Raw genomic sequence first — 20,708 nt, 5'->3', positions numbered from 1 at the left:
GGTGCCGGGGTGGGCGGCCGTTGGCGGTCCGTCCGGCTAGACTTTCGCGCCGTGGGCCGCAGTGCCGCTTTCTTCGATCTCGACAAGACCGTCATCGCCAAGTCGAGCGCCCTGGCGTTCGGTCGGCCGTTCTACCGGGACGGGCTGATCACCCGGCGCGACGTGGTCAAGTCGGCGTACGCGCAGCTGATGTTCCGGCTGGGCGGCACCGACGAGCAGACCATGGCCCGCACCCGGGACTATCTGGCCGCGCTCTGCAAGGGCTGGCCGGTGGAGCAGGTCCGCCAGATCGTCGCGGAGACGCTCCACGAGCTGATCAACCCTTATGTGTACGCCGAGGCAGCCGCCCTGATCGAGGAGCATCAGGCCGCCGGGCGGGACGTGGTGCTGGTTTCCGCCTCGGGCGACGAGATGGTCCGGCCGATCGGCGAGTTGCTCGGGGTGACCGACGTGATCGCCACCCGGATGGCGGTGGTCGACGGGCGGTACAGCGGCGAGGTCGAGTTCTACGCGGCCGGGCCGAGCAAGGTCGACGGCGTGGGCGAGTTGGCCCGGGAGCGCGGCTACGACCTGGCCGACTCGTACGCGTACTCCGATTCCTACAGTGATCGGCCGCTGCTGGAGTGCGTGGGGCACCCGAGTGTGGTCAACCCGGATCGGGCGCTGCGCAAGCTGGCGGTGGAGAACGGCTGGCCGGTGCTGGAGTTCCGGCACCCGATCCCGCTGGGGCGCCGGCTGCGCGAGCGGCCGGCGGTGCCGGTCGCGGCGGCGGCGCTCGGCGTGGGTGTCGGGGTTGCCATCGGCATCGCCTGGTACGGGCGGCACCGGCGCACCCGGACCGCCGCGCCCACCGCCTGACGACCGACAGCCGACAGCCGACAGCCGGCGGCAGGGCGCAGGGCGGCTGGGCTCAGGAGGCGGCGAGGATCTCGTCGCCGATGAGCGTGATCTGCTCCGCGCCGACCTCCACCGCGCTCATGTAGTGCCGTAGCCAGGAGCGCAGGCCGTCGGGCGTGCCGGTGGCGAAGGCGCCGGCCGCGCCGACGTACTCCGGTTCCCGCTCCTGGTGCCCGACGTCCACCGCGACCAACCCGCGGGGGTCGAGCCCGGTGGAGATCAGCACCAGCCGCGCGGCGGCCCGGGCCACCACGCCGGAGGGGCCGGGGAACGGGCGCAGGTTCAGCATCTCGCCGTGCACCACGGCGGCCAGCACCAGCGGTGGCACCCTCGTGCCGCCGGCCACCAGGCCGGACAGGCTGTCGAGGCGGGCCGCCACCACCGGGTCGGCCACCGGCCGGCCCAGTTCCTCCTCGGTCACCACGTCGCGGGCGGCGAGCACGTGCAGCCGGGCGAGCACCTGGCGGGGCGCCTTCGGCCAGAGGTCGCTCAGCCCGGGCAGCGCGCCGGCCACCCGCAGCGCGCCCTGGAGCACCGGGTCGGTGACCGTGCCGGCGCGTACCTCCTCGCGGTCGTGCTTCCGGCCGTCGAGCGCGGCGCTGGCCACGGCCGAGCGGAGGCTGACCTCGGCGGCGAGCTGGCCGCCGTGGCGGCGCAGCGCCCGGTGCCGGTGGGCCTGGTCGACCAGGTCGCGGGCCCGCTCGGCGGCGGGCGCGACGTCGGCGAGCGCGAGCAGCGGCGCGAGCGGATCGGTGGTCACCCTGACACGGTACGGGGTGTTAAGCGGGGCCCCTTCCTCTACCGGATGCGTTAAGCGGGGCCCCCGCCTTACACCTCAGCGCGGTGGGGGTGCCGCTGGGCGCGGCGGGGCGGCGGGGCGGTCGCGGGTGTCCGGCGGCGGGGCTAACCTTCCCCGGAGTAGGGAGACGCAGGTCACGCGACGAAGGAGTCACCGAATGAGCGAGGCATTGGCCAATCTGCTGAACGAGACGCGCCAGTTCCCGCCACCGGCCGAACTCGCCGCCAACGCCAACGTGACCGCGGCGGCGTACGACGAGGCGGCCGGTGACCGGCTCGCCTTCTGGGAGCGCCAGGCCGGCCGGCTGGCCTGGGCGCAGCCGTGGGAGCAGGTGCTCGACTGGTCGAACGCGCCGTTCGCGAAGTGGTTCACCGGCGGCCGGCTCAACGTGGCGTACAACTGCCTGGACCGGCACGTGGAGGCGGGCCACGGGGACAAGGTGGCGATCCACTGGGAGGGCGAGCCGGGCGACACCCGCACGGTCACCTACGCGGACCTGCACCGGCTCACCTGCCAGGCGGCGAACGCGCTCACCGAGCTGGGCGTGACGGCCGGTGACCGGGTGGCGATCTACCTGCCGATGATCCCGGAGGCGGCGGTGGCGATGCTCGCCTGCGCCCGGATCGGCGCCACGCACAGCGTGGTGTTCGGCGGCTTCTCGGCGGACGCGTTGACCAACCGGATCCAGGACGCCAGCGCCAAGGTGGTGATCACCGCGGACGGCGGGTTCCGGCGGGGCAAGCCGTCGGCGCTCAAGCCGACCGTGGACGAGGCGGTGGCGAACTGCCCGTCGGTGGAGCACGTGCTCGTGGTCCGCCGCACCGGCGAGGAGGTCGCCTGGTCGGCGAAGGACCACTGGTGGCACGAGTCGGTGGAGGCCGCGTCGCCGGAGCACGAGGCGCAGCCGTTCGACGCCGAGCACCCGCTGTTCATCCTCTACACCAGCGGCACCACCGCCCGGCCGAAGGGCATCCTCCACACCACCGGCGGCTACCTGACCCAGGCGTCGTACACCACGCACGCGGTGTTCGACCTGAAGCCGGAGACGGACGTCTACTGGTGCACGGCCGACATCGGCTGGGTGACCGGGCACTCCTACATCGTCTACGGCCCGCTGTCGAACGGCGCCACCCAGGTCATGTACGAGGGCACGCCGGACACCCCGCACAAGGGCCGGTTCTGGGAGATCGTCGACAAGTACGGGGTGACGATCCTGTACACCGCGCCGACGCTGATCCGCACCATGATGAAGTGGGGCGAGGACGTGCCGGCCGGGTACGACCTGTCGTCGCTGCGCCTGCTCGGCAGCGTCGGTGAGCCGATCAACCCGGAGGCGTGGATCTGGTACCGGCAGTACGTGGGCCGGGGTGAGCTGCCGGTCGTGGACACGTGGTGGCAGACCGAGACCGGGGCGATGATGATCTCGCCGTTGCCGGGCGTGACCGAGGCGAAGCCCGGTTCGGCGATGGCGCCGCTGCCCGGTGTCGTGGCCGACGTGGTCGACGACCAGGGTGAGTCGGTGCCCAACGGCGGGGGCGGCTATCTGGTGCTCACCGAGCCGTGGCCGTCGATGCTGCGCACCATCTGGGGCGACGACAACCGGTTCCTGGAGACGTACTGGTCGCGGTTCGGCGCGGGCGCCAACGCCGGCGACAAGTGGGTCTACTTCGCCGGTGACGGCGCCAAGAAGGACGACGACGGGCACATCTGGCTGCTCGGCCGGGTCGACGACGTGATGCTGGTGTCCGGGCACAACATCTCCACCACGGAGGTCGAGTCGGCGCTCGTCAGTCACCCGTCGGTGGCGGAGGCGGCGGTGGTCGGCGCGACCGACCCGACGACCGGGCAGGCGATCGTGGCGTTCGCCATCCCGCGCGGCAGCGCGGAGACCGACGGGGACGCGGGCGAGCAGCTCATCGCGGAGCTGCGCAACCACGTGGCGAAGACGCTCGGCCCGATCGCCAAGCCGCGGCAGATCATGCTGGTGCCGGAGCTGCCGAAGACCCGCTCCGGCAAGATCATGCGCCGGTTGCTGCGGGACGTGGCGGAGAACCGGTCGCTCGGCGACGTGACCACGTTGCAGGACTCCTCGGTGATGGAGTTGATCTCCTCGGGGATGAGTGGCGGCAAGTCCGACGAGGACTGACCACATCGGCATCGAAGGGGGCGGGTCGCGCGGCGGCCCGCCCCCTTCGGCGTACGTGGGGATCATGCCGGTCGATCGGCGGAGGAGGCACTAACCAGTCCGCCCCTGTCGATGCCGCGTCCGGTGGACTACGTTCAGCCGGAACCGGCGGATTTCGACAAGCGTCACTGAGACGGCCGGCCCTTCACCATTCCCTACGAACGGAGTGGCATGCTCCCCGTTTCGCAGTCCAGGGCGCGCCGACGCCTACTCGTCGCGCTGCCCGCCATCGCCCTCGCCGCCTCGTCACTGACCGTGACAGGTAGCGCGGCGGCTCAACCGTCCCGGCCCGCGTCGGCCACGATCGGGGCGGACGAGTACTACATCAACTATGCCGAGCCCGAGGTACAGCCGGACACCGGCGGCAAGGAGACCCGGGGCAGGGACGGGGTCTTCTCGTCACCGGCGGACGAGGCGCGCGCCTACGACCGCAAGTACGCCGGGGGCAACCCGGCCACCGCCCGGGAGCTGGCCAAGCTGGAGGCGAAGTCCATCCGGACCGGCCAGAGCCCCCGCAAGATCAAGAAGGCCAAGAGCACCCAGACGGCCAAGCTGCTGACGTTGCTCGTCGAGTTCAACGACGAGGCCAACGACGACTTCACGAACGTGATGGTCCCGAAGACGGTCTTCGAGGACCGCACCTGCGTGCCCGGCACGGTGCAGAACGGGCCGCGGCACAACACCATCCCCAACCCGGCCACGCTGCCGCACAAGGACAACAACTCGATGTGGGTGCCGGACTTCTCCCCGGCCCACTACGACAAGATGCTCTACACCAAGAAGGGCATCACCGAGCGGGTCCGCAAGGACCTCAAGGGGCCGGACGGCAAGCCGGGCATCAGCCTGGCCGGGCGGACCATGCACAACATGTACCTGGAGATGTCCAAGGGCGCGTACACCGTGGACGGGCAGGCCAGCCCGTGGATCACGGTGCCGCACTCGGAGGGCTGGTACGCGGCGTCGCGCTGCTTCCAGGACGAGAACGGCGACTGGGTCGCCGGGCGTGAGCAGTCGATGAACGGCCACCCGGACAACCCGCAGGGCGCGGGCCGGCTCGCCACCGACGCGATCGACGCGCTGGCCGCCGCCGACCCGGACTTCCCGTGGGCCGACTACGACATCGAGGACCAGAGCGACCGCGACGGCGACGGCAACTTCCACGAGCCGGACGGCGTGATCGACCACCTGGTGCTGGTGCACGCCAACCAGGGCAAGTCCCGGGGCGGCGGCGACATCGGCGTCTACTCGGTCTGGGCGCACTCCTCCACGGTGGCCGGCGGCTACACCGTCCCCGGCACCAACCTGAAGGTGTCCAACTACATCGTGCAGCCGGAGGACGCCGGCGTCGGCGTCTTCGCCCACGAGTTCGGGCACGACCTCGGCCTGCCCGACCTCTACGACACCTCGGGCAACGCCGACTCCGACGTGGACTTCTGGGACCTGATGGCGTCCGGCTCGCACTCCGGCGAGATCTTCCAGGCGCTCCCCACCCACATGGGCATCTGGGACAAGTGGGTGCTCGGCTGGGCCGAGCCGAAGACCTTCGGGCCGGGCGACCGGGCCAAGCTGGTCAAGCTCGGCCAGAGTTCGCGTACGCCGGTCGGCACCGAGGACGGCATCAAGATCGACCTGCCGGACAAGGTGATCACGCTCGCCGAGCCGCACAGCGGCGGGAACATGTGGTATTCCGGCGCCGACCAGGACTGGGCCGACGTCAAGCTGAGCCGCACGGTGGAGGTCCCGGACGCCGCCGACGCGAAGTTCTGGATGTGGAACGACTACGTCATCGAGGAGGACTGGGACTACGGCTTCGTCGAGGTCTCCACCGACGGCGGCGCCACCTGGACCGAGCGCAAGGTGTACGACTCCTCCGGCGCGCTGGTCTCCACCGACGACGGTTACGCCGACCCGAACGGGCGGATGGTCGACTTCGGCAACAAGAAGTACGGCCTGACCGGCAGCACCGGCGGCTGGCGGCACGACTACGTGGACCTGTCGCCGTACGCCGGGCAGACCGTGCAGGTGCGGCTGCGGTACGCGACCGACGAGGCGTTCGTGGAGCGCGGCTGGTTCGCCGACGACTTCTCGGTGACCGGCGGCGGCGCGACCACGTGGAGCGACGACGTCGAGGGCGGCACGGCCGGCTGGACCCAGACCGGCGGCACGTTCACCGACACCAGCGGCGCGGGCTGGCACGTCGACTCGGGCACCCAGGTCAAGTCGCACTACTACCTGGCCGAGTGGCGTAACTTCGACGGTTTCGACAAGGGCCTGAAGTACGCCTACGACACGGTCTACTCGCACGAGGCGTGGAAGGTCGACCGGATCGCGTACAACGCGCCCGGCATGCTGGTCTGGTACCGGGACACCCAGCTCGGCGACGTCAACCACGTCACCGCGCAGATGACCGCGCTGCCCAGTTACGGCGCCAAGGGCGGGCTGTTGATCGTCGACTCGCACAACGACCCGCTGCGCCGCACGGGCACCGCGGCAGAGAAGGACCCGTCGGTGCTGGACAACCTGCCCAGCCGTCCGCAGTCGTCGAACGCCGCCTTCGGGCTGAAGTCGACGTACCCGTTCAAGGAGTGCCTGGAGGCGGCCGACGAGCCGTACAGCGAGTACTGCACGAAGTTCAAGGCCCAGGCGCCGGTGCGGGGCTTCACCGACAGCAAGGGGTGGTACCCGGGCATCGAGATCCGCGACGGCTCGCCGTACGCGCGGGACAACGACGCCTCGGTGGTGGTCCCGTCGAAGGGGAACCAGCAGTACACCACCCGGGTGGTGAACCCGGACGGCACGCCGGCGACCGACTACTACGGCACCGAGCTGGGTGGCGGCGCGATCGTGCTGGGCACCGGCAACCCGCGGGACGCGGGTGTCGCGTACGGCACCTCGATCATGATCAAGTGGGCCCCCCGGGACAACGCGTACGCCATGGTGTACGTGGTCCCGCCGAGGAACTGAACGACCGCGCGAAACCGGAACCGGAATGACCGGAAAATGGGCTGAAGGGTCCGGATGAGGTAAGGGTCGGGAGCCGCCGCGCTCCCGACCCTTCCGCATATCCATCGGTGTCGCTGCGTCGCGATACGGGAACGTCCGCACTGGTCAACGACTCGACGGCGGTCCGGGGTGTGACGGGGAAAGACCTGTCCAACAAAAAGTTGCAACAAAACGACGCGCGCATCTTCACACCAGTCCCAGCAGTGTCTATGTTCACCAAGGGTCCCACTTGTGGGACGTTCCACCGGCCCGTACCCCCATGGGGCCGGTTCCCTCACACCGGAGGTACCACGTGCGCAAAGTCGCAGTGGGTCTGCTCGGGCTTTCGCTGACCGCGACGGGGCTGGTGGCAGGTACGTCCGCCAGCGCCGCGCCGACGCCGAAGCTGCCGACCACCGCTCCGTCGGTGGCCGAGCCTGCGCAGACTGATCACGACCTGCCCAACCCGCTCGAGGACAAGCGGCGCGCACTGCGCCAGGAAGGCCTCAGCGAGGTCCTGTCCGGCAGGGCGAAGGCCCAGAAGATCAACGGCAGCACTGTCGTCAAGGTTGGCGAGAAGGCTGCCGAGGGTGCCGCGGCGGGCAGGTCCGCCAAGAGCACCAAGGCCGGCAAGGGTCCGACCAAGGACCAGTACGTCGAGCTCTCCCGCGAGCGGACCGACAAGATCTTCGTCATCCTCGCGGAGTTCGGCGACGAGCGGCACCCGAACTACCCGGACCAGGACACCGACCCGGACACCCCGGGCCCGACCCGGTTCGACGGTCCGCGCGTCAACCAGATCCCCGAGCCCAACCGGGCGGTGGACAACTCCACCGTCTGGCAGCCGGACTTCAGCGCCGATCACTACCGGCAGATCTACTTCGGCACCAAGCCGGGTGACGAGTCGCTGAAGCAGTACTACGAGGCCCAGTCCTCCGGTCGATACAGCGTCGACGGCGAGGTCACCAACTGGGTGAAGGTGAAGTACAACGAGGCGCGCTACGGCCGTTCCGACGGCTACCCGTGTGCCTCGAACGTCTGCACCAACACCTGGGCCCTGGTCCGCGACGCCGCCAACCAGTGGGTCGCCGACCAGAAGGCGCAGGGCCGCTCCGACGAGGAGATCGCCGCCGACGTCAAGTCGATGGACGAGTGGGACCGTTACGACTACGACGGCGACGGCAACTTCAACGAGCCGGACGGCTACATCGACCACTTCCAGATCGTCCACGCCGGCGGCGACCAGGCCGACGGTGACCCGCTCCAGGGTGAGGACGCCATCTGGAGCCACCGCTGGTACGCGTTCGCCAGCGACCAGGGCAGCACCGGCCCGGACACCTTCCCGGGTGGCGGCACCGAGATCGGCAACACCGGCGTCTGGATCGGCGACTACACGATCCAGCCGGAGAACGGTGGCCGGAGCGTCTTCTACCACGAGTACGGCCACGACCTCGGTCTGCCGGACGACTACAACGTGGTCAGTGGTGGGGACAACAACAACGAGCACTGGACCTTGATGGCCCAGAGCCGGCTCGGCGCCAAGAACGACGGTGGCATCGGCGAGCGCGGTGGCGACCTGGGCGCCTGGAACAAGCTCCAGCTCGGCTGGCTCGACTACGAGGTGGTCGTCGCCGGTCAGAAGCGCACGCTGCAACTGGGCCCGCAGGAGTACAACTCCTCCAAGGCCCAGGGCGCCGTGGTGGTGCTGCCGCAGCGGGAGTACTCGTTCCAGAACGGCAAGCCGTTCGAGGGGACGAAGCAGTTCTTCTCGGGTAACGAGGACGACCTGAACACCACGATGACGCGGGCCATCGACCTCACGGGGAAGAGCAGCGCCGCGGTGTCGATGAAGGGTCGCTACAGCATCGAAGAGGACTACGACTACCTCTTCTTCGAGGCTTCCACCGACGGTGGCCAGAGCTGGGTCTCGCTCCCGGGCACGGCCAACGGCAAGGCGCTCAAGGAGATCTCGCCCGGGCGGTACGCCCTGGACGGCTCCAGCGACGACAAGTGGGTCGACGTCAACGTCTCGCTGGACTCGGTCGTCGGCCAGGCCGTGCAGTTCCGGCTCCGCTACCAGACCGACGGTGGCGTCTCCGAGGGCGGCTTCTACGGTGACGCCATCACCGTGACCGCCGACGGTCAGACGCTGCTCACCGATGGTGCCGAGGCCGGTGCCGCCGGCTGGACGCTCAGCGGCTGGAGCATCGTCGAGGAGACCTACACGCGCAAGTTCGACAACTACTACATCGCCGGCAACCGGTCGTACGTCTCGTACGACAAGTACCTCAAGACCGGCCCGTACTACTTCGGCTACGCGAACACCCGCCCGGACTACGTGGACCACTACGCGTACCAGCAGGGTCTGCTGATCTCCTACTGGAACCTCCGGTGGGCGGACAACGACACGTTCGCGCACCCGGGCGAGGGTCGTAACATGATCATCGACGCTCACCCGCGGCCGATCTACAACCTGACCGGGCAGCCCTGGCGGGCCCGCGTCCAGGTCTACGACGCGCCGTTCAGCCTGAAGAAGGCGGACTCGTTCACGCTGCACATCAACAGCCAGCCGCAGTACATCCGCGGTCAGGCCGCGCAGCCGCTGTTCGACGACACCAAGCAGTACTGGTACCCGGAGCTGCCGAACCATGGCGTCAAGCTGCCGGCCTCCGGTGCCAAGATCAAGGTCCTGGAGCAGAACGGCACCTCGATGAAGGTCCGTTTCTCCTGAACCGCTGATCCGTGCGACACCGTGACGAGGCCCGGGCAGGTCACCTGCCCGGGCCTCGCCCGTGTTCCAGGTGGGAACCGTCGCGACCCGCGGCGCGTCTGAGACGGGTGACCACAAGCCTCGACCGCCGCCTGGCCGCGGTCCTCGCGCTGGCCCTGGCCCTGGCCGGCTGCGCGAGCCCGGACAAGGAAGCCGCCGTGCCCGACCCCACCGGATCCACCGGCTCCGCGCCGGAGCCGTCCCCGGCCACACCGAGCCCGGCCGCGTCGAGCCCGGCCACACCGAGCCCGGCGACCCCGGCCCCGACCGCCTCCACCGGCCGGCCCCCGCTCTCCACCACCGACCTGCCGACGCTCCGGCCACCGATCGGGCCGCCACGGCACCCGACCGACCAGCGCAAGCCGAACATCCTCGCCGGCCGGATCAGCGACGGCGGTGACGGCCCCTGCTACACGCTCGTCACCGACGACGGTCAGGAGCACACCCTGTACGGCCCGGACAAGGGCACCTGGCCCGCCGGCACCTGGGTCCGGGCCACGGTCGGCCCGGCGCCGGAGGGCGTCGCATGCGGACCGGGCCGGCTGGTCGGTCTGCTGCGCATCGAGCGCGTGGCCTGACCGCACCCCGGCCCCTCCCGGAGAAACCCCTGATCCTGCCCACCTGCGGGGCCGGCGGGCGGCCAGCGGCCCTAGGCTGTGCCTCATGACCGACCAGCGCGGCGGACCCGCCGACGAGTCCTGCGTCCTGCCCGAAGGGCCGTGGACGCACCGGTTCGTCGGCGCCAACGGCAGCCGGTTCCACGTCGTCGAGGCGGGCACCGGCCCGATGGTGCTCTTCCTGCACGGCTTCCCGGAATACTGGTACGCCTGGCACGAGATGCTGCCGGCCGTCGCCGACGCCGGCTTCCGCGCGGTCGCCGTCGACCTGCGCGGTTACGGCGCGAGCGACAAGCCACCCCGGGGGTACGACGGCTACACGCTCGCCGCGGACGTGGCCGGCCTGATCCGGGCGTTGGGCGAACGGTCGACCACTGTGGTCGGCACCGGCGCGGGCGGGCTGATCGGCTGGACCGCCGCCTCGTTCCACCCCACCCTGGTCCGCCGGCTCGTGGTGCTCGGCGCGCCGCACCCGCTCCGGCTGCGGGCCGCCATCGTCGCCGACCCGCGCGGCCAGTTCGCCTCGGCCACCGCGACGCTGAAGTTCCAGCTCCCCCGCTACGAGCACGTGCTGACCCGGGACGGCGCCGCCGAGGTGGAGGAGATGCTGCGCCGCTGGGGCGGACCGAGCTGGGTGGACGGCCCCGACTTCGCCGACTACGCCAGGTGCTGCCGGGTCGCGATGCAGATCCCGCAGGCCGCGTTCTGCGCGCTGGAAGGCTACCGCTGGGCGTTCCGCTCGGCGCTGCGACTGCACGGCTACCGGTTCGTCAAGCTGATGCAGAAGCCGCTCGTCACGCCGACCCTGCAACTGCACGGCGCGCTGGACCGGGCGTCCCTCCCCCGCACCGCGCAGGGCTCCGGCCGCTACGTCAGCGCGCCGTACGAGTGGCGACTGCTCGACGGGGTGGGCCACTTCCCGCACGTCGAGGCCCGCAACGTGGTGCTCGGCGAGATCCTGCGGTGGGCGAAGTCCTGACTCAGACCCGCTGCTCGCCCAGCCCGACCACCTCGGCCGCGGGCGCCCAGCCCTGGTAGACGCCGAAGTCGAACGCCTCCAGGCCCATCGCCTCCGCCACCGGCCAACGGCCACCCGTGTACTCGACCCGCAGCCAGCCCTCGTGCTCGGCCAGCACAATGAACGGCTCGCCCTGCCAGGTGCAGGTGGTCCGCACGTACGCCAGGTCGTCGACCTCGGCCGCCGGCACCACCCGGACGTACCGGCCGGGTCGCGCCTCGGTGAAACCCTCGTCCGGGTCGGGCTGGTAGAGACGGATGTCGTCGCCGTCCGGGCTGGCCTGGTATTCCCGGCCCCGCCAGCGCGCCACGTAGCCGTCGCGGGTCATGCCTGGTCCGTCTTCTGCCAGCGCAGCGCGTCGGTGTCGAGCGTCGCGACGAGCCGGGCGTCCCCGTCGGCGCCGATCCGCCAGAGCTGGGCACCGTGCGGCAGCCGGGCACTGTCCACCTTGAACTCGGCGATCACGTCGCTGTTCTCGCTCGGCGCGAAGCCGTTGCCGCGGAACGGCGGGCGCTCGATCACCCAGCCCTCCATCGCCCGCATCGCGGCCTCGTTCTGCCCGCCGTACGGGATCCGGTAGAGACTCGGCCGGTAGGCCGGCCAGCGCAGCAGGTAGAGCTCCTCGTCGTCGCGGGAGAACGGGGAACCCGGATGGCCGAGTCCGAGCGCGTCGTACAACTCCCCCGGGGTACGCAGGTGGGCCAGCTCACCGGCCCGGTGCACGAAGCCGGAGACCCGGTCGTAGCCGCGCTCCAGGTAGTAGGCGAGTTGGCTCGCCGCGACCGCCTTCTGCATGGTCACCGGCGGGCTCGGGGGCGTCGCCGCCGCGTTCCGGCGCGGCTCGGCGGCCCGCGCCGGCCCGGAGGCGGACGGTTCCGGCTCGGTTTCCGGGTCGTCGCCGAGCCCCACCTCGGCGGCCCAGTTCGCAAGCGCCAGCACCTGCTCTCCCGGGTACGCCGCGCCCACCGGGCTGCCCGGGTTGATCAGGAACGACCAGTTCCTGTCCGGCCAGCGCCGGATGAGCTGGACGAACTTGACCCGGATCGTGTCGACCGGCCCCTCGGCGTGTTCGGCGAGCCGCTCCGGCGAGGTGTAGACCGCCACGTACCGCACCCCGTCGACCGTCTCGGTGCGCCAGGCGAAGCCCGGGTCACCGGGGCGGCTGCCCGGCGCCGAGTCGAACGCCACCGGCAGCATCACCCGGGCCAGCAGCAACGTGGTGAGGAACCCGTCCGCGTTCCCGCTGCCGGTCGCCGCCAGCAACTCCTCCTCCACCGGGTTCGCCGGCACGAAGTCCGGTTCGGCCGGGGGAGCGGTCACCGGCTGGTCGGCGGACAGTGCCTTGGTCGGCTCGTCCGGCGACGCCGGTGCGAACAGCGACACCGTCGGCTCGTCCGACGGCGCGGTGGTCGCCTCGCCGGGTGGCGCGGGAGTGAACAGCGCGGTGGTCGGCTCCACCGGCGACGCCGGTGCGAACAGCGACACCGTCGGCTGGTCCGGCGACGCGGGCGCGAAGAGCGCGGTGGTCGGCTCACCCGGTGACGCGGGCGCGGACAGCGGCACCGTCGGCTCCACCGGCGACACCGGATCGAACAGCGAGACGGTGGGTTCTTCGGCGGCGGGAGCCGCCGGGGCCGGCTGGACCGGGGACGGCTCGGACGGCGGGGTGGTCGGCTCGAACAGCGACACCGTCGGCCCGTCCGAGGAGGCGTGCGGCCCGTTGGGGTGGTCCGGCTCGGCCGTCGCCCAACCCGACCCCGGCGACGGGTCCGGCCAGCCGGAGGCCGCCGTCGCGGTCGGGGACGGCTCGGGATCGGACGGCTCGGCCCGGAGCGGCTCGGCCGTCGGGCGGTCGTCGATCCGGGCGGGCTCGTCGAGGTCGACCGCGCCGGCCGGGGGCGCGATCGGCGGGTCGGCCGGCAGGGGCGTGGTCGGGCCGGTGAGGGTCGACCACGACGCGGCGGGGCCGGCACCATGCCCGTCGACGGCCGGCGGTGAGGACCAGCCCTGGCCGGGGATGGTCAGGTCGCGGGCCTCGATGACGGTGCCCTCGATGACTATCGGGGTGAAGTCACGACGCGACACGGGCGGGGCGGACACCGGCTCGGCGATCGACGGTGGCAGCTCTTCCGCTTCCGCGGGAGCGTCGACGGATTCCCAGCGGTCCGCGAGGGCCGGAGCCCACTCGTCCGGCGGCGCGGAGGCGGTCGGGGCGGGCTGCCGGCGGGGCAGCGTCCGGGTGTGGTCCTCGGCCGGGCGGGCCGGGTGGAACGACGGCGCCGGCTCGGCCGGCCGGGGTGCCGGCGTCGGCTCGGCCGCACCCGCCGGGAACGCCCGGGTCGGGTCCTCGGGCACCGGCTCGTTCAGCGGCCGGCGTCGGGGGAACGGCTGACCGCCGGCGAACCGGGAGGGCGTCTCCCGCTCGGCGGACCGGCGGTGCGCGTCGAGCGGGGAGGACCGCCGGGACGAGCGGCCGGAGGTGGGTTCGAAGAAGGACCGGGCCGGTGGCGGCGCCGCCACGGTCGGCGTCTCGTCGACCGGCGCGGTCCGACCGGCGGCGAACGGGTCCGGCTCGTCCGGGCGCTGGCGCAGGTCGGTGAGCCAGCCGTCGAGCGCGTCCGGGTCGGCGCCGTCGCGGACCCCGGCCCGGCCGCCGTCGCCGGCGGCCGGCCGTGGACGACGGGGCGGTACGGTCGGCACGCGGCGGCCCAGCCCCGGAGCGGTACGGATCGGCACGGTGGCGGGCTCGTCGGGCGTCGCCGCCCACCCGCGGCGGCCCGGCGCGACCGGCGGCGGCACCGACGGCGGTGGCACCAAGGGCGGTGGAACAAGGGGCGGTGGCACCGACGGCGGCGGCACCGGAGCGGCGGGCACGGAAGCGGCGGGAAACGGGGCGGACGGCGTTCCGGTGGCGGGCTCGGGCGTGCCGTTGCGGGCGGCCCGGGTGGCGCTCTGCACCCGCTCCAGCCGGGCCCGGGCGCCCATGGTCCGGCCGGGCAGCCGGACGTCACCCCGGGAGAGCTGCGCGACATACCAGGCGGGCAGGTAGCCCTCGATCGGCAGGCCCGGATTGACCGCCAGCCACCACTCCTGGTCGGGCCAGCCGGCGGCCAGGTCCGCGTACGCCACCCGGCGGGTGGTGCCGGCGTTCTCGCCCAGGCTGGCCCGCAGCGCGGCGACGGAGGTGAACGCCAACACGTGCGTGCGGCCCCCGGAGGTCCAGGTGCCCCACCCCGCGGTCGTCCCGCCGGCGACCGGCAGCACCAGATCGACGTGGGCCAGGACGCGGAAGTATTGCTGCTGGTCCTGTGCGTGCAGCGCGTCCCGCATCGCCACCTCGGCCTCGGTGGCCGGCTCCCATCCGGTCACGGCCACCTCTCCTTCCGTGCACAGGCCACAGGTATCGCCTACAACCTACAAGGTGGTAACAAGATCACAATCCCTGGCCATCGACGGTCGGCCCCTGCCTCGGTCAGGCGCTAACATCGCGTTCCGGAGTCGACATGTTACGGAGGTCGTCGATGCCTCGGCCCTTCGCCCGCCGGACCGTGGCCGCTCTGGCGACCCTCCTCGTCACCGGCCTGCCCGCGGCGCCGGCCGCGGCCCGCGCGCCGTCCGGCTGCGCCACCCCGCCCGCGCCGGCCCGCCCGGTGGCCGAGCAGCCGTGGCCCCAGCAGCGGTACGCGCCGGACCGGCTCGCGCCGCTCGCCACCGGCACCGGCGTGGTGGTGGCGGTGGTGGACTCGGGGGTGGACCGGTCGCATCCGCAACTCGCCGGCCGGGTGCTGGCGGGCGCCGACTTCCTCGACCCGGGCGGGGACGGCACCCGCGACTGCGCCGGGCACGGCACCGGCGTGGCGAGCATCATCGCCGCCACGCCCCGGCCGGGCATCGCGTTCCACGGCCTCGCGCCGGGCGCGCTCATCCTGCCGGTGCGGGTGAGCGAGCAACAGGTGGTCGAGGGGCGGGAGTCGGGGCGTACGGTCGACGCGGCCGACTTCGCCCGGGCCGTCCGCTGGGCCGTGGACCACGACGCCGACGTGCTCAACCTCTCGGTCGTGCTGTACGCGGACGACCCGGCCGTGCGCGCCGCGGTCGCCTATGCGGTGCGGCGGGACGTGGTGGTGGTGGCCGCCGCCGGCAACCTGCACGACAACGGCGATCCCCGGCCCTACCCGGCGGCGTACGACGGGGTGCTCGGCGTCGGCGCGATCGGGCCGGACGGGGTACGCGCCGCGTTCTCCCAGACCGGCCCGTACGTCGACCTGGTCGCTCCCGGCCGCGAGGTGCTGATGGCCGCGCCCCGGCAGGGCCACCACCGGGCCGAGGGGACCAGCTATGCCACCCCGTTCGTGGCTGGCACCGCGGCGTTGCTGCGCCAGTATCGCCCCGGTCTGAGCGCGGCCGAGGTCGCCGCACGGATCGTCGGCGGCACCGACCCGGCGCCGGGGCGGGGTGCGGGCTACGGCGCCGGGGTGCTCAACCCGTACCGCGCGGTGACCGAGTCGCCGGGCGGGGCGGGCGCCGTTCGCCGGGGTGGCGTCGTGCTCCCGGCCGACCGGCCCGACCCGGCGGTGCTCGACCGTCGTGCCCGCCGCGCGCTGGCCCGGGACCGGGCGCTGCTGGTGGCGGGCGTGACCGGCGGCGCGGCGGCGCTGGTGGCGCTGCTGGCCGTGGTGGTGCCCCGGGGGGCACGCCGGCGCTGGCGTCCGGCCGGGCCGGTCTGACCTGCCGGACCGCCGGGTCGTGGCCCGAGCGGGGCACCCGGGCCACACCGGAGTCAGTGGAACAGGTTGGCGTTGCGCTTCTCGGTGTCGAGGTAGTCGGATGCGGAATCCTCCACGGCGAGCTTGATGTCGCGCAGCATCGCCTGAAGGTCCTGCGAGGCGGCCCGCCAGCGGGACTGCCGCTGCTCGTACGCCTCCCGGGCCGCACCGTTCCAGCTCGCCACCAGTGGCGCAGCGTCCCGTTCGAGCTGCCCGAGCTGGCTCTCCAGGGTGGTCAGTGCCCGTTGGATGTCGGCGCCGGCCTGATGCAGGGCGGCGAAGTTGACGACCAGCACACCATGCTCCATGGGTTCGTTCCTTTCCGGAGGTCTAGAGCGGCAGCTGGATGCCGCGGTTGGTGCCCGACACCCGGCCGGCGGCCTCGGTGTCGGAGGCGTCGTAGTGCCGCCCGGCGGTGCGGATCGCGGTGGCCGTCTCGCGCAGCGCCCGCTGCAGGGCCGTCTGGTCCTGCGCCCACTGCTGCTTGACCTGCTCGAACGAACGCCCGCCGGCACCCCGCCAGGCCTGCTGCAACACCTCCAGCTCGGCCATCAGGCCGCTGAGCATGGTCTGGAGCGACTGGTCGGCCTGCTCGAACTTCGCGGCGGTCTGATGCATCACCGCGGCTTCTGCCTGGGTCTGGGACATCCCGGACGTCACCTCGTCTCCTCGGTCGTGGCTGGCCACCGTGTGACCACCGTGGACTCGTCGCGCGGCGCTCGCGGCCGCCGGAGGGGGAGGGAGACGGCGGGCGCACGCGTCGACGGTTTTCGTCGCTGACGGTAGCCGCATCACTCCGGTTCTGCTACCCCCCAGCTCTCCCCTGTGGACAACGCGCCCACTACGATGAGCCACGGCGACGTCACCCGACGGCCGGGCGAGGAGGTGCGGTGACCGCGACCACGGCGGGCCGGCCCTCGCCCGCATCCGTCCCGACGCCACAGTGGAGACGCCGCCCGCACACCCGGGTCCGCGCCGGTCAGGTCGTGGCGACGCAGGTCGCGGCAGCCGTGCTCGTGGCGTCCGCCGGGCGGGGCGTCACGCTCACCGCCGTCGCGCTGCTGTCGGCGACGGTGCTACTGCCCGCCGCGTGGGTCCGCTACCGGGGCCGCTGGCTGCACGAATGGCTCACCGTCGGGGTGGCGTACCTCGGCCGTCGCCGCGCCCTGCCGGCGGGGGCCGATCCGGCGGCGGTGCTGGAGCTGGTCGGGCCGGGCACGGTGGCGCACGCGGCGGAGCTGGCCGGCGGCCCGGCCGCCGTGCTGCACGATGCCGGTGGGCTGACCGCGTTGCTGGAGCTCGGCGACCCGGACGACCTGCTCGGTGACCGCCAACAGGCGCTGCCGGCGCCGCTCGACCTGCTTCCCACCGCCGGCCCGGAGAGCCCGCCGGTCCGGCTCCAACTGCTCTTCTCGGCGTCGCCCGCGCCCGCGCCGGCCGTCGCGGCCGGTCCCGCCGGGACGTCCTACCGTCAGCTCACCGACGGCCGGCTGGCCGGGCGCGCCCGGGTGGTGCTGGCCCTGCGGGTGCTGCGGGCCGACGGCTGGTCGGACGAGGAGCTGTTGCGGGCGCTCTCCGGCACGGTCCGGCGGACGGTCCGCCGGCTCGGCCCGCTCACCGGCACGCCGCTCGGCGTGCCGGCGGCACTGCGGGTGATCGCCGAGCTGGCCCATCACGAGGCCGGCGCTCCGGCCCGGGAGACCTGGCCGATGCTCACCGTGGGTGGGCTGGCGCAGGCGACCTGGCGGCTGCGCCGGTGGCCGGACCCGCGCGGCGAGGCCGCCCGGGGGCTGGTTCCCCGGCTGCTGGCCGTGCCGGCCGCCGCCACCACCGTCGCCGTCCGCGTCGGCCCCCGCACCGACTCCGTGCCGGTTCCGGCCGAGCTGACGGTCCGGGTGGCCGCCGCGAGCGCGGCGGAGTTGTCGGTGGCCGAACGGGCGTTGAACCGGGTGGCCGGTGCCGCCGGCGGCGAGTTGCGCCGCCTCGACGGCGAGCACCTGGCGGGGCTGGCCGCCACCCTGCCACTGGCGGTTGCGGGACCGGGTGCGCCCCCCGCCGGGTCACCGCCGGCAGCACCGGACCTGCCGGTCGGCGGGTCCGGCCTGATGGTGGGCGCCGACCGGCGGGGCGGCCCGCTCACCGTGCGCCTGTTCCGGCCGGCGACGACCCGGGTGCTGCTCGTGGGCGGCGTGCCCGCCGCGCAGTTGCTCGTGTTGCGGGCGCTGGCGCTCGGCGCCCGGGTCGCGGTGCAGACCGCCCGCCCCCGGGCCTGGGAGGCGTTCGTCCGCGGGGCCGGAGGCCCGGGCGGCGTGGTGCCGCTGCTCCCGCCGGGGCGGGCGGTCGGTGGCGCGCCCGGTTCGCCGCTGCGACCGGTGCTGCTCGTGGTCGACGCCGGCCCGCAGCCGCCGGAGGTCGGTCCGGCGGCGGCCTGGCAGTCGGTGCTCGTGGTCCGTGACGAGCTGACCCCCGCGGACGCGCCGGCGCTGGCCCGCGCGGATCTGGCTGTCCTCCAGCCCCTCGACCCGGCCGAGGCGGCACTTGCCGGCACGGCGCTCGGTCTCGGCGCGTCCGCCGACTGGCTCACCCGGATCCGCGACGACATGGTGGCGGTGGTCAACCGCCGGGCGCTGCGGTGGGCGCTGCTCTCGCCGACCCCGGTCGAGTCGCAACTGGTCGGTCGCCCGGTCCGCCACTGAGGCGGACCGGGTTCCGCGCGTGGAACCGGCGTGGCACGATCCCGGCCATGGATTTTCTGAAGGGTCTTCTGATCCGGGTGGGCACGACGGCGGTGGCCTTCTGGCTCGCCACGCTGCTCATTCCGGGCATCACGCTCGACTCGGACTCGGCCACCGAGACGGTGACCACCCTGGTGCTCGTCGCGGTGATCTTCGGCGTGGTCAACGCGGTGCTCCAGCCGATCATCAAGACCGTGGGGTGCGGCTTCTACCTGCTCACCCTCGGCCTGATCGCGCTTGTGGTGAACGGTCTGCTCTTCCTGCTGACCAGTTGGATCGCCGGAGAGGCCGGGCTGCCGTTCCACGTCGACGGGTTCTGGCCGGCGGCGGTGCTGGGCGCGCTCTTCGTCGGCATCGTCACCTGGATCCTCGGCGCCGTCCTCGACCGCGACTGACGGTCCCGGCCGGTCGCCGGTCACCTGCGGTCCGGCGACCGGCCGGCGCGCGCTCGCGGTCCAGCACGCGGGAATTGGCGGGTCCCCGGCGCGGGGCGCGGCACTACGCTCGGCCGGGTGTTCATTCTGACCCGCGCGGACGGCTACCAGCTCCGCACCGACCCCGCCCGGCTGGACCTCGCCCGGGTGCACACCTGGCTCGCCACGGACGCCTACTGGGCGCTCGGGCGGGACCGGGAGACGGTCGAGCGCGCCTTCGCCGGCTCGATCGGCTTCGGCGTCTACCGGCCCGGCGACGGCCGGCAGGTGGCGGTCGCCCGGGTGGTCACCGACCGGGCCACGTTCGCCTGGCTCTGCGACGTCTACGTGGATCGGGCCGAGCGAGGTCGCGGGCTGGGCACCTGGCTGGCGGCCGGCGTCCGCGACCACTTGGCCGAGTTGGGCGTACGCCGGATCCTGCTGGCGACGCTCGACGCCCACGGGGTGTACGGCAAGCTCGGCTTCCAGCCCGTCGCGGCGGACCGCTACCTGGAGCTGGACCAGCGGTGACGCCGGTCACCGGAAAGGACCAGTGACGCATCGACCGCTTACGGTAGGCGGGTGAACCAGCTCCGCCTCGGCTACCTGTACGGCATCGGCGCGTACCTGCTCTGGGGTTTCTTCCCGATCTACCTGAAGCTGCTCCGCCCGGCCGGGCCGGTGGAGATCCTCGCGCACCGGATCATCTGGTCGGTGGCGTTCGTGGCGTTGTTGCTGGCCGCCATGCGGCACGTCGGCTTCCTGCGGACGCTGGCCCGACGCCCCCGGGCGCTGGCCGGCATCACGCTCGCCGCCGCGCTGATCGCGGTCAACTGGGGCACCTACATCTACGGCGTGAACTCCGACCGGGTGGTGGAGACCGCGCTCGGCTACTTCATCAACCCGCTGGTGTCGGTGCTGTTCGGCGTCGTCGCGCTGCGGGAACGGCTGCGCCCGGCGCAGTGGGGGGCGCTCGGCGTCGGCGCGCTCGCGGTGGCGGTGCTCACCGTCGACTACGGGCGGCTGCCCTGGCTGGCGCTCACCCTCGCGTTCAGCTTCGCCGGATACGGCCTGGTCAAGAAGCGGCTCGGCCTGCCCGCCGTCGAGGGGCTCTTCGTCGAGTCGGCGGTGCTGGCGCTGCCCGCCCTGGCCTACCTGGCCTGGCTGTCGACCCGCGGCGACTCGACATTCGGCCACGTCTCGGCCGGGCACACGGCGCTGCTGGTGCTGGCCGGCGCCGCGACCGCGATCCCGCTGCTGTTGTTCGCCGGCGCGGCGAACCGGCTGCCGCTGTCCACCCTCGGCATGTTGCAGTACCTGGCGCCGATCCTCCAGCTCGGCTGCGGCGTGCTGATCTTCCACGAGCCGATGCCCCCGGCCCGGCTCGCCGGCTTCGCCCTGGTCTGGCTAGCCCTGCTGGTCTTCACCGTGGACGCCCTCCACCACACCCGCCGCCGCCCCCGCGCCACCCCCCTCCCCACCCCAGTTCCGCGCTGATTCACGGAAACAGTGGCTACGCGGCGCGA

General features: G+C 73.0%; 16 protein-coding genes. 11 read left to right on the top strand and 5 right to left on the bottom strand.

The genetic code is table 11. The features are described 5' to 3' along the window. Positions 1-51: 51 nt before the first annotated feature. Positions 52-858 (top strand): HAD-IB family hydrolase, encoded by an 807-nt coding sequence (locus O7619_RS05820; RefSeq protein ID WP_282286183.1) that lies wholly within the window; start codon positions 52-54, stop codon positions 856-858. A 52-nt stretch (positions 859-910) separates the two neighbouring features. On the opposite strand, the gene O7619_RS05815 is transcribed toward O7619_RS05820, so the two are convergent. Further along, positions 911-1,657, bottom strand: a complete 747-nt coding sequence (locus tag O7619_RS05815; RefSeq protein WP_282286182.1) for an oxidoreductase — start codon at positions 1,655-1,657, stop codon at positions 911-913. A gap of 196 nt (positions 1,658-1,853) precedes the next feature. Here O7619_RS05815 and acs point away from each other — a divergent pair, with 196 nt between their 5' ends. From acs to O7619_RS05790, 5 genes are all read left to right on the top strand, one after another. Continuing rightward, positions 1,854-3,842: an acetate--CoA ligase gene (gene acs / locus O7619_RS05810; RefSeq protein ID WP_282286181.1), complete on the top strand. Its 1,989-nt coding sequence runs from the start codon at positions 1,854-1,856 to the stop codon at positions 3,840-3,842. A gap of 210 nt (positions 3,843-4,052) precedes the next feature. Further along, entirely contained in the window at positions 4,053-6,845 is a 2,793-nt protein-coding gene (locus O7619_RS05805) for an immune inhibitor A domain-containing protein (RefSeq protein ID WP_282286180.1), read from the top strand. Positions 6,846-7,191: 346 nt separating this feature from the next. Continuing rightward, a complete protein-coding gene (locus O7619_RS05800) occupies positions 7,192-9,594 on the top strand; it encodes an immune inhibitor A domain-containing protein (RefSeq protein WP_282288690.1) in 2,403 nt (800 codons plus the stop codon). Between the two features lie 107 nt (positions 9,595-9,701). Then, positions 9,702-10,211, top strand: a complete 510-nt coding sequence (locus O7619_RS05795) for a hypothetical protein (protein WP_282286179.1) — start codon at positions 9,702-9,704, stop codon at positions 10,209-10,211. Positions 10,212-10,296: 85 nt separating this feature from the next. Continuing rightward, positions 10,297-11,229 (top strand): alpha/beta hydrolase, encoded by a 933-nt coding sequence (locus O7619_RS05790; RefSeq protein ID WP_282286178.1) that lies wholly within the window; start codon positions 10,297-10,299, stop codon positions 11,227-11,229. A 1-nt stretch (position 11,230) separates the two neighbouring features. Here the strand turns inward: O7619_RS05790 and O7619_RS05785 are convergent, their stop codons facing one another. Together O7619_RS05785 and O7619_RS05780 are read right to left on the bottom strand one after the other, a co-directional pair. Beyond that, complete coding sequence (locus tag O7619_RS05785) at positions 11,231-11,596, bottom strand: hypothetical protein (protein ID WP_282286177.1); 366 nt, start codon at positions 11,594-11,596, stop codon at positions 11,231-11,233. Continuing rightward, complete coding sequence (locus O7619_RS05780; RefSeq protein ID WP_282286176.1) at positions 11,593-14,637, bottom strand: SseB family protein; 3,045 nt, start codon at positions 14,635-14,637, stop codon at positions 11,593-11,595. Before O7619_RS05780 ends, O7619_RS05785 begins: the two co-directional genes overlap by 4 nt. Before the next feature lie 152 nt (positions 14,638-14,789). Between O7619_RS05780 and mycP the strand changes: the two genes are divergently transcribed. Continuing rightward, positions 14,790-15,995 carry a type VII secretion-associated serine protease mycosin gene (gene mycP, locus O7619_RS05775; RefSeq protein WP_282286174.1) on the top strand — a complete coding sequence of 402 codons (1,206 nt, stop codon included), beginning with the start codon at positions 14,790-14,792 and terminating at the stop codon, positions 15,993-15,995. Positions 15,996-16,048: 53 nt separating this feature from the next. On the opposite strand, the gene O7619_RS05770 is transcribed toward mycP, so the two are convergent. Then, positions 16,049-16,342, bottom strand: a complete 294-nt coding sequence (locus O7619_RS05770) for a WXG100 family type VII secretion target (RefSeq protein ID WP_281585419.1) — start codon at positions 16,340-16,342, stop codon at positions 16,049-16,051. Positions 16,343-16,364: 22 nt separating this feature from the next. Continuing rightward, complete coding sequence (locus O7619_RS05765) at positions 16,365-16,682, bottom strand: WXG100 family type VII secretion target (protein WP_281590557.1); 318 nt, start codon at positions 16,680-16,682, stop codon at positions 16,365-16,367. Positions 16,683-16,924: 242 nt separating this feature from the next. Between O7619_RS05765 and eccE the strand changes: the two genes are divergently transcribed. The 4 genes from eccE to rarD all read left to right on the top strand — a co-directional run bounded on the left by eccE (position 16,925) and on the right by rarD (position 20,679). Further along, positions 16,925-18,730, top strand: coding sequence for a type VII secretion protein EccE (eccE, locus tag O7619_RS05760; protein WP_282286172.1), 1,806 nt, complete (start codon positions 16,925-16,927; stop codon positions 18,728-18,730). Positions 18,731-18,777: 47 nt separating this feature from the next. Then, the gene (locus O7619_RS05755; protein ID WP_281585421.1) at positions 18,778-19,164 is read left to right on the top strand and encodes a phage holin family protein; all 387 of its coding nucleotides are present in this window, start codon (positions 18,778-18,780) and stop codon (positions 19,162-19,164) included. 117 nt (positions 19,165-19,281) lie between these two features. Then, on the top strand, positions 19,282-19,713 hold the full coding sequence (locus O7619_RS05750; RefSeq protein WP_282286169.1) for a GNAT family N-acetyltransferase: 432 nt from the start codon (positions 19,282-19,284) through the stop codon (positions 19,711-19,713). 51 nt (positions 19,714-19,764) lie between these two features. Beyond that, positions 19,765-20,679 carry an EamA family transporter RarD gene (gene rarD, locus O7619_RS05745; RefSeq protein ID WP_282286168.1) on the top strand — a complete coding sequence of 305 codons (915 nt, stop codon included), beginning with the start codon at positions 19,765-19,767 and terminating at the stop codon, positions 20,677-20,679. Positions 20,680-20,708 lie beyond the last annotated feature (29 nt).

This window comes from Micromonospora sp. WMMD998 (genome assembly GCF_029581235.1).
GTDB lineage: Bacteria > Actinomycetota > Actinomycetes > Mycobacteriales > Micromonosporaceae > Micromonospora.
Note: the sequence above shows the minus strand (reverse complement) of the source record. Positions and strands in the feature narration are given on the sequence as shown.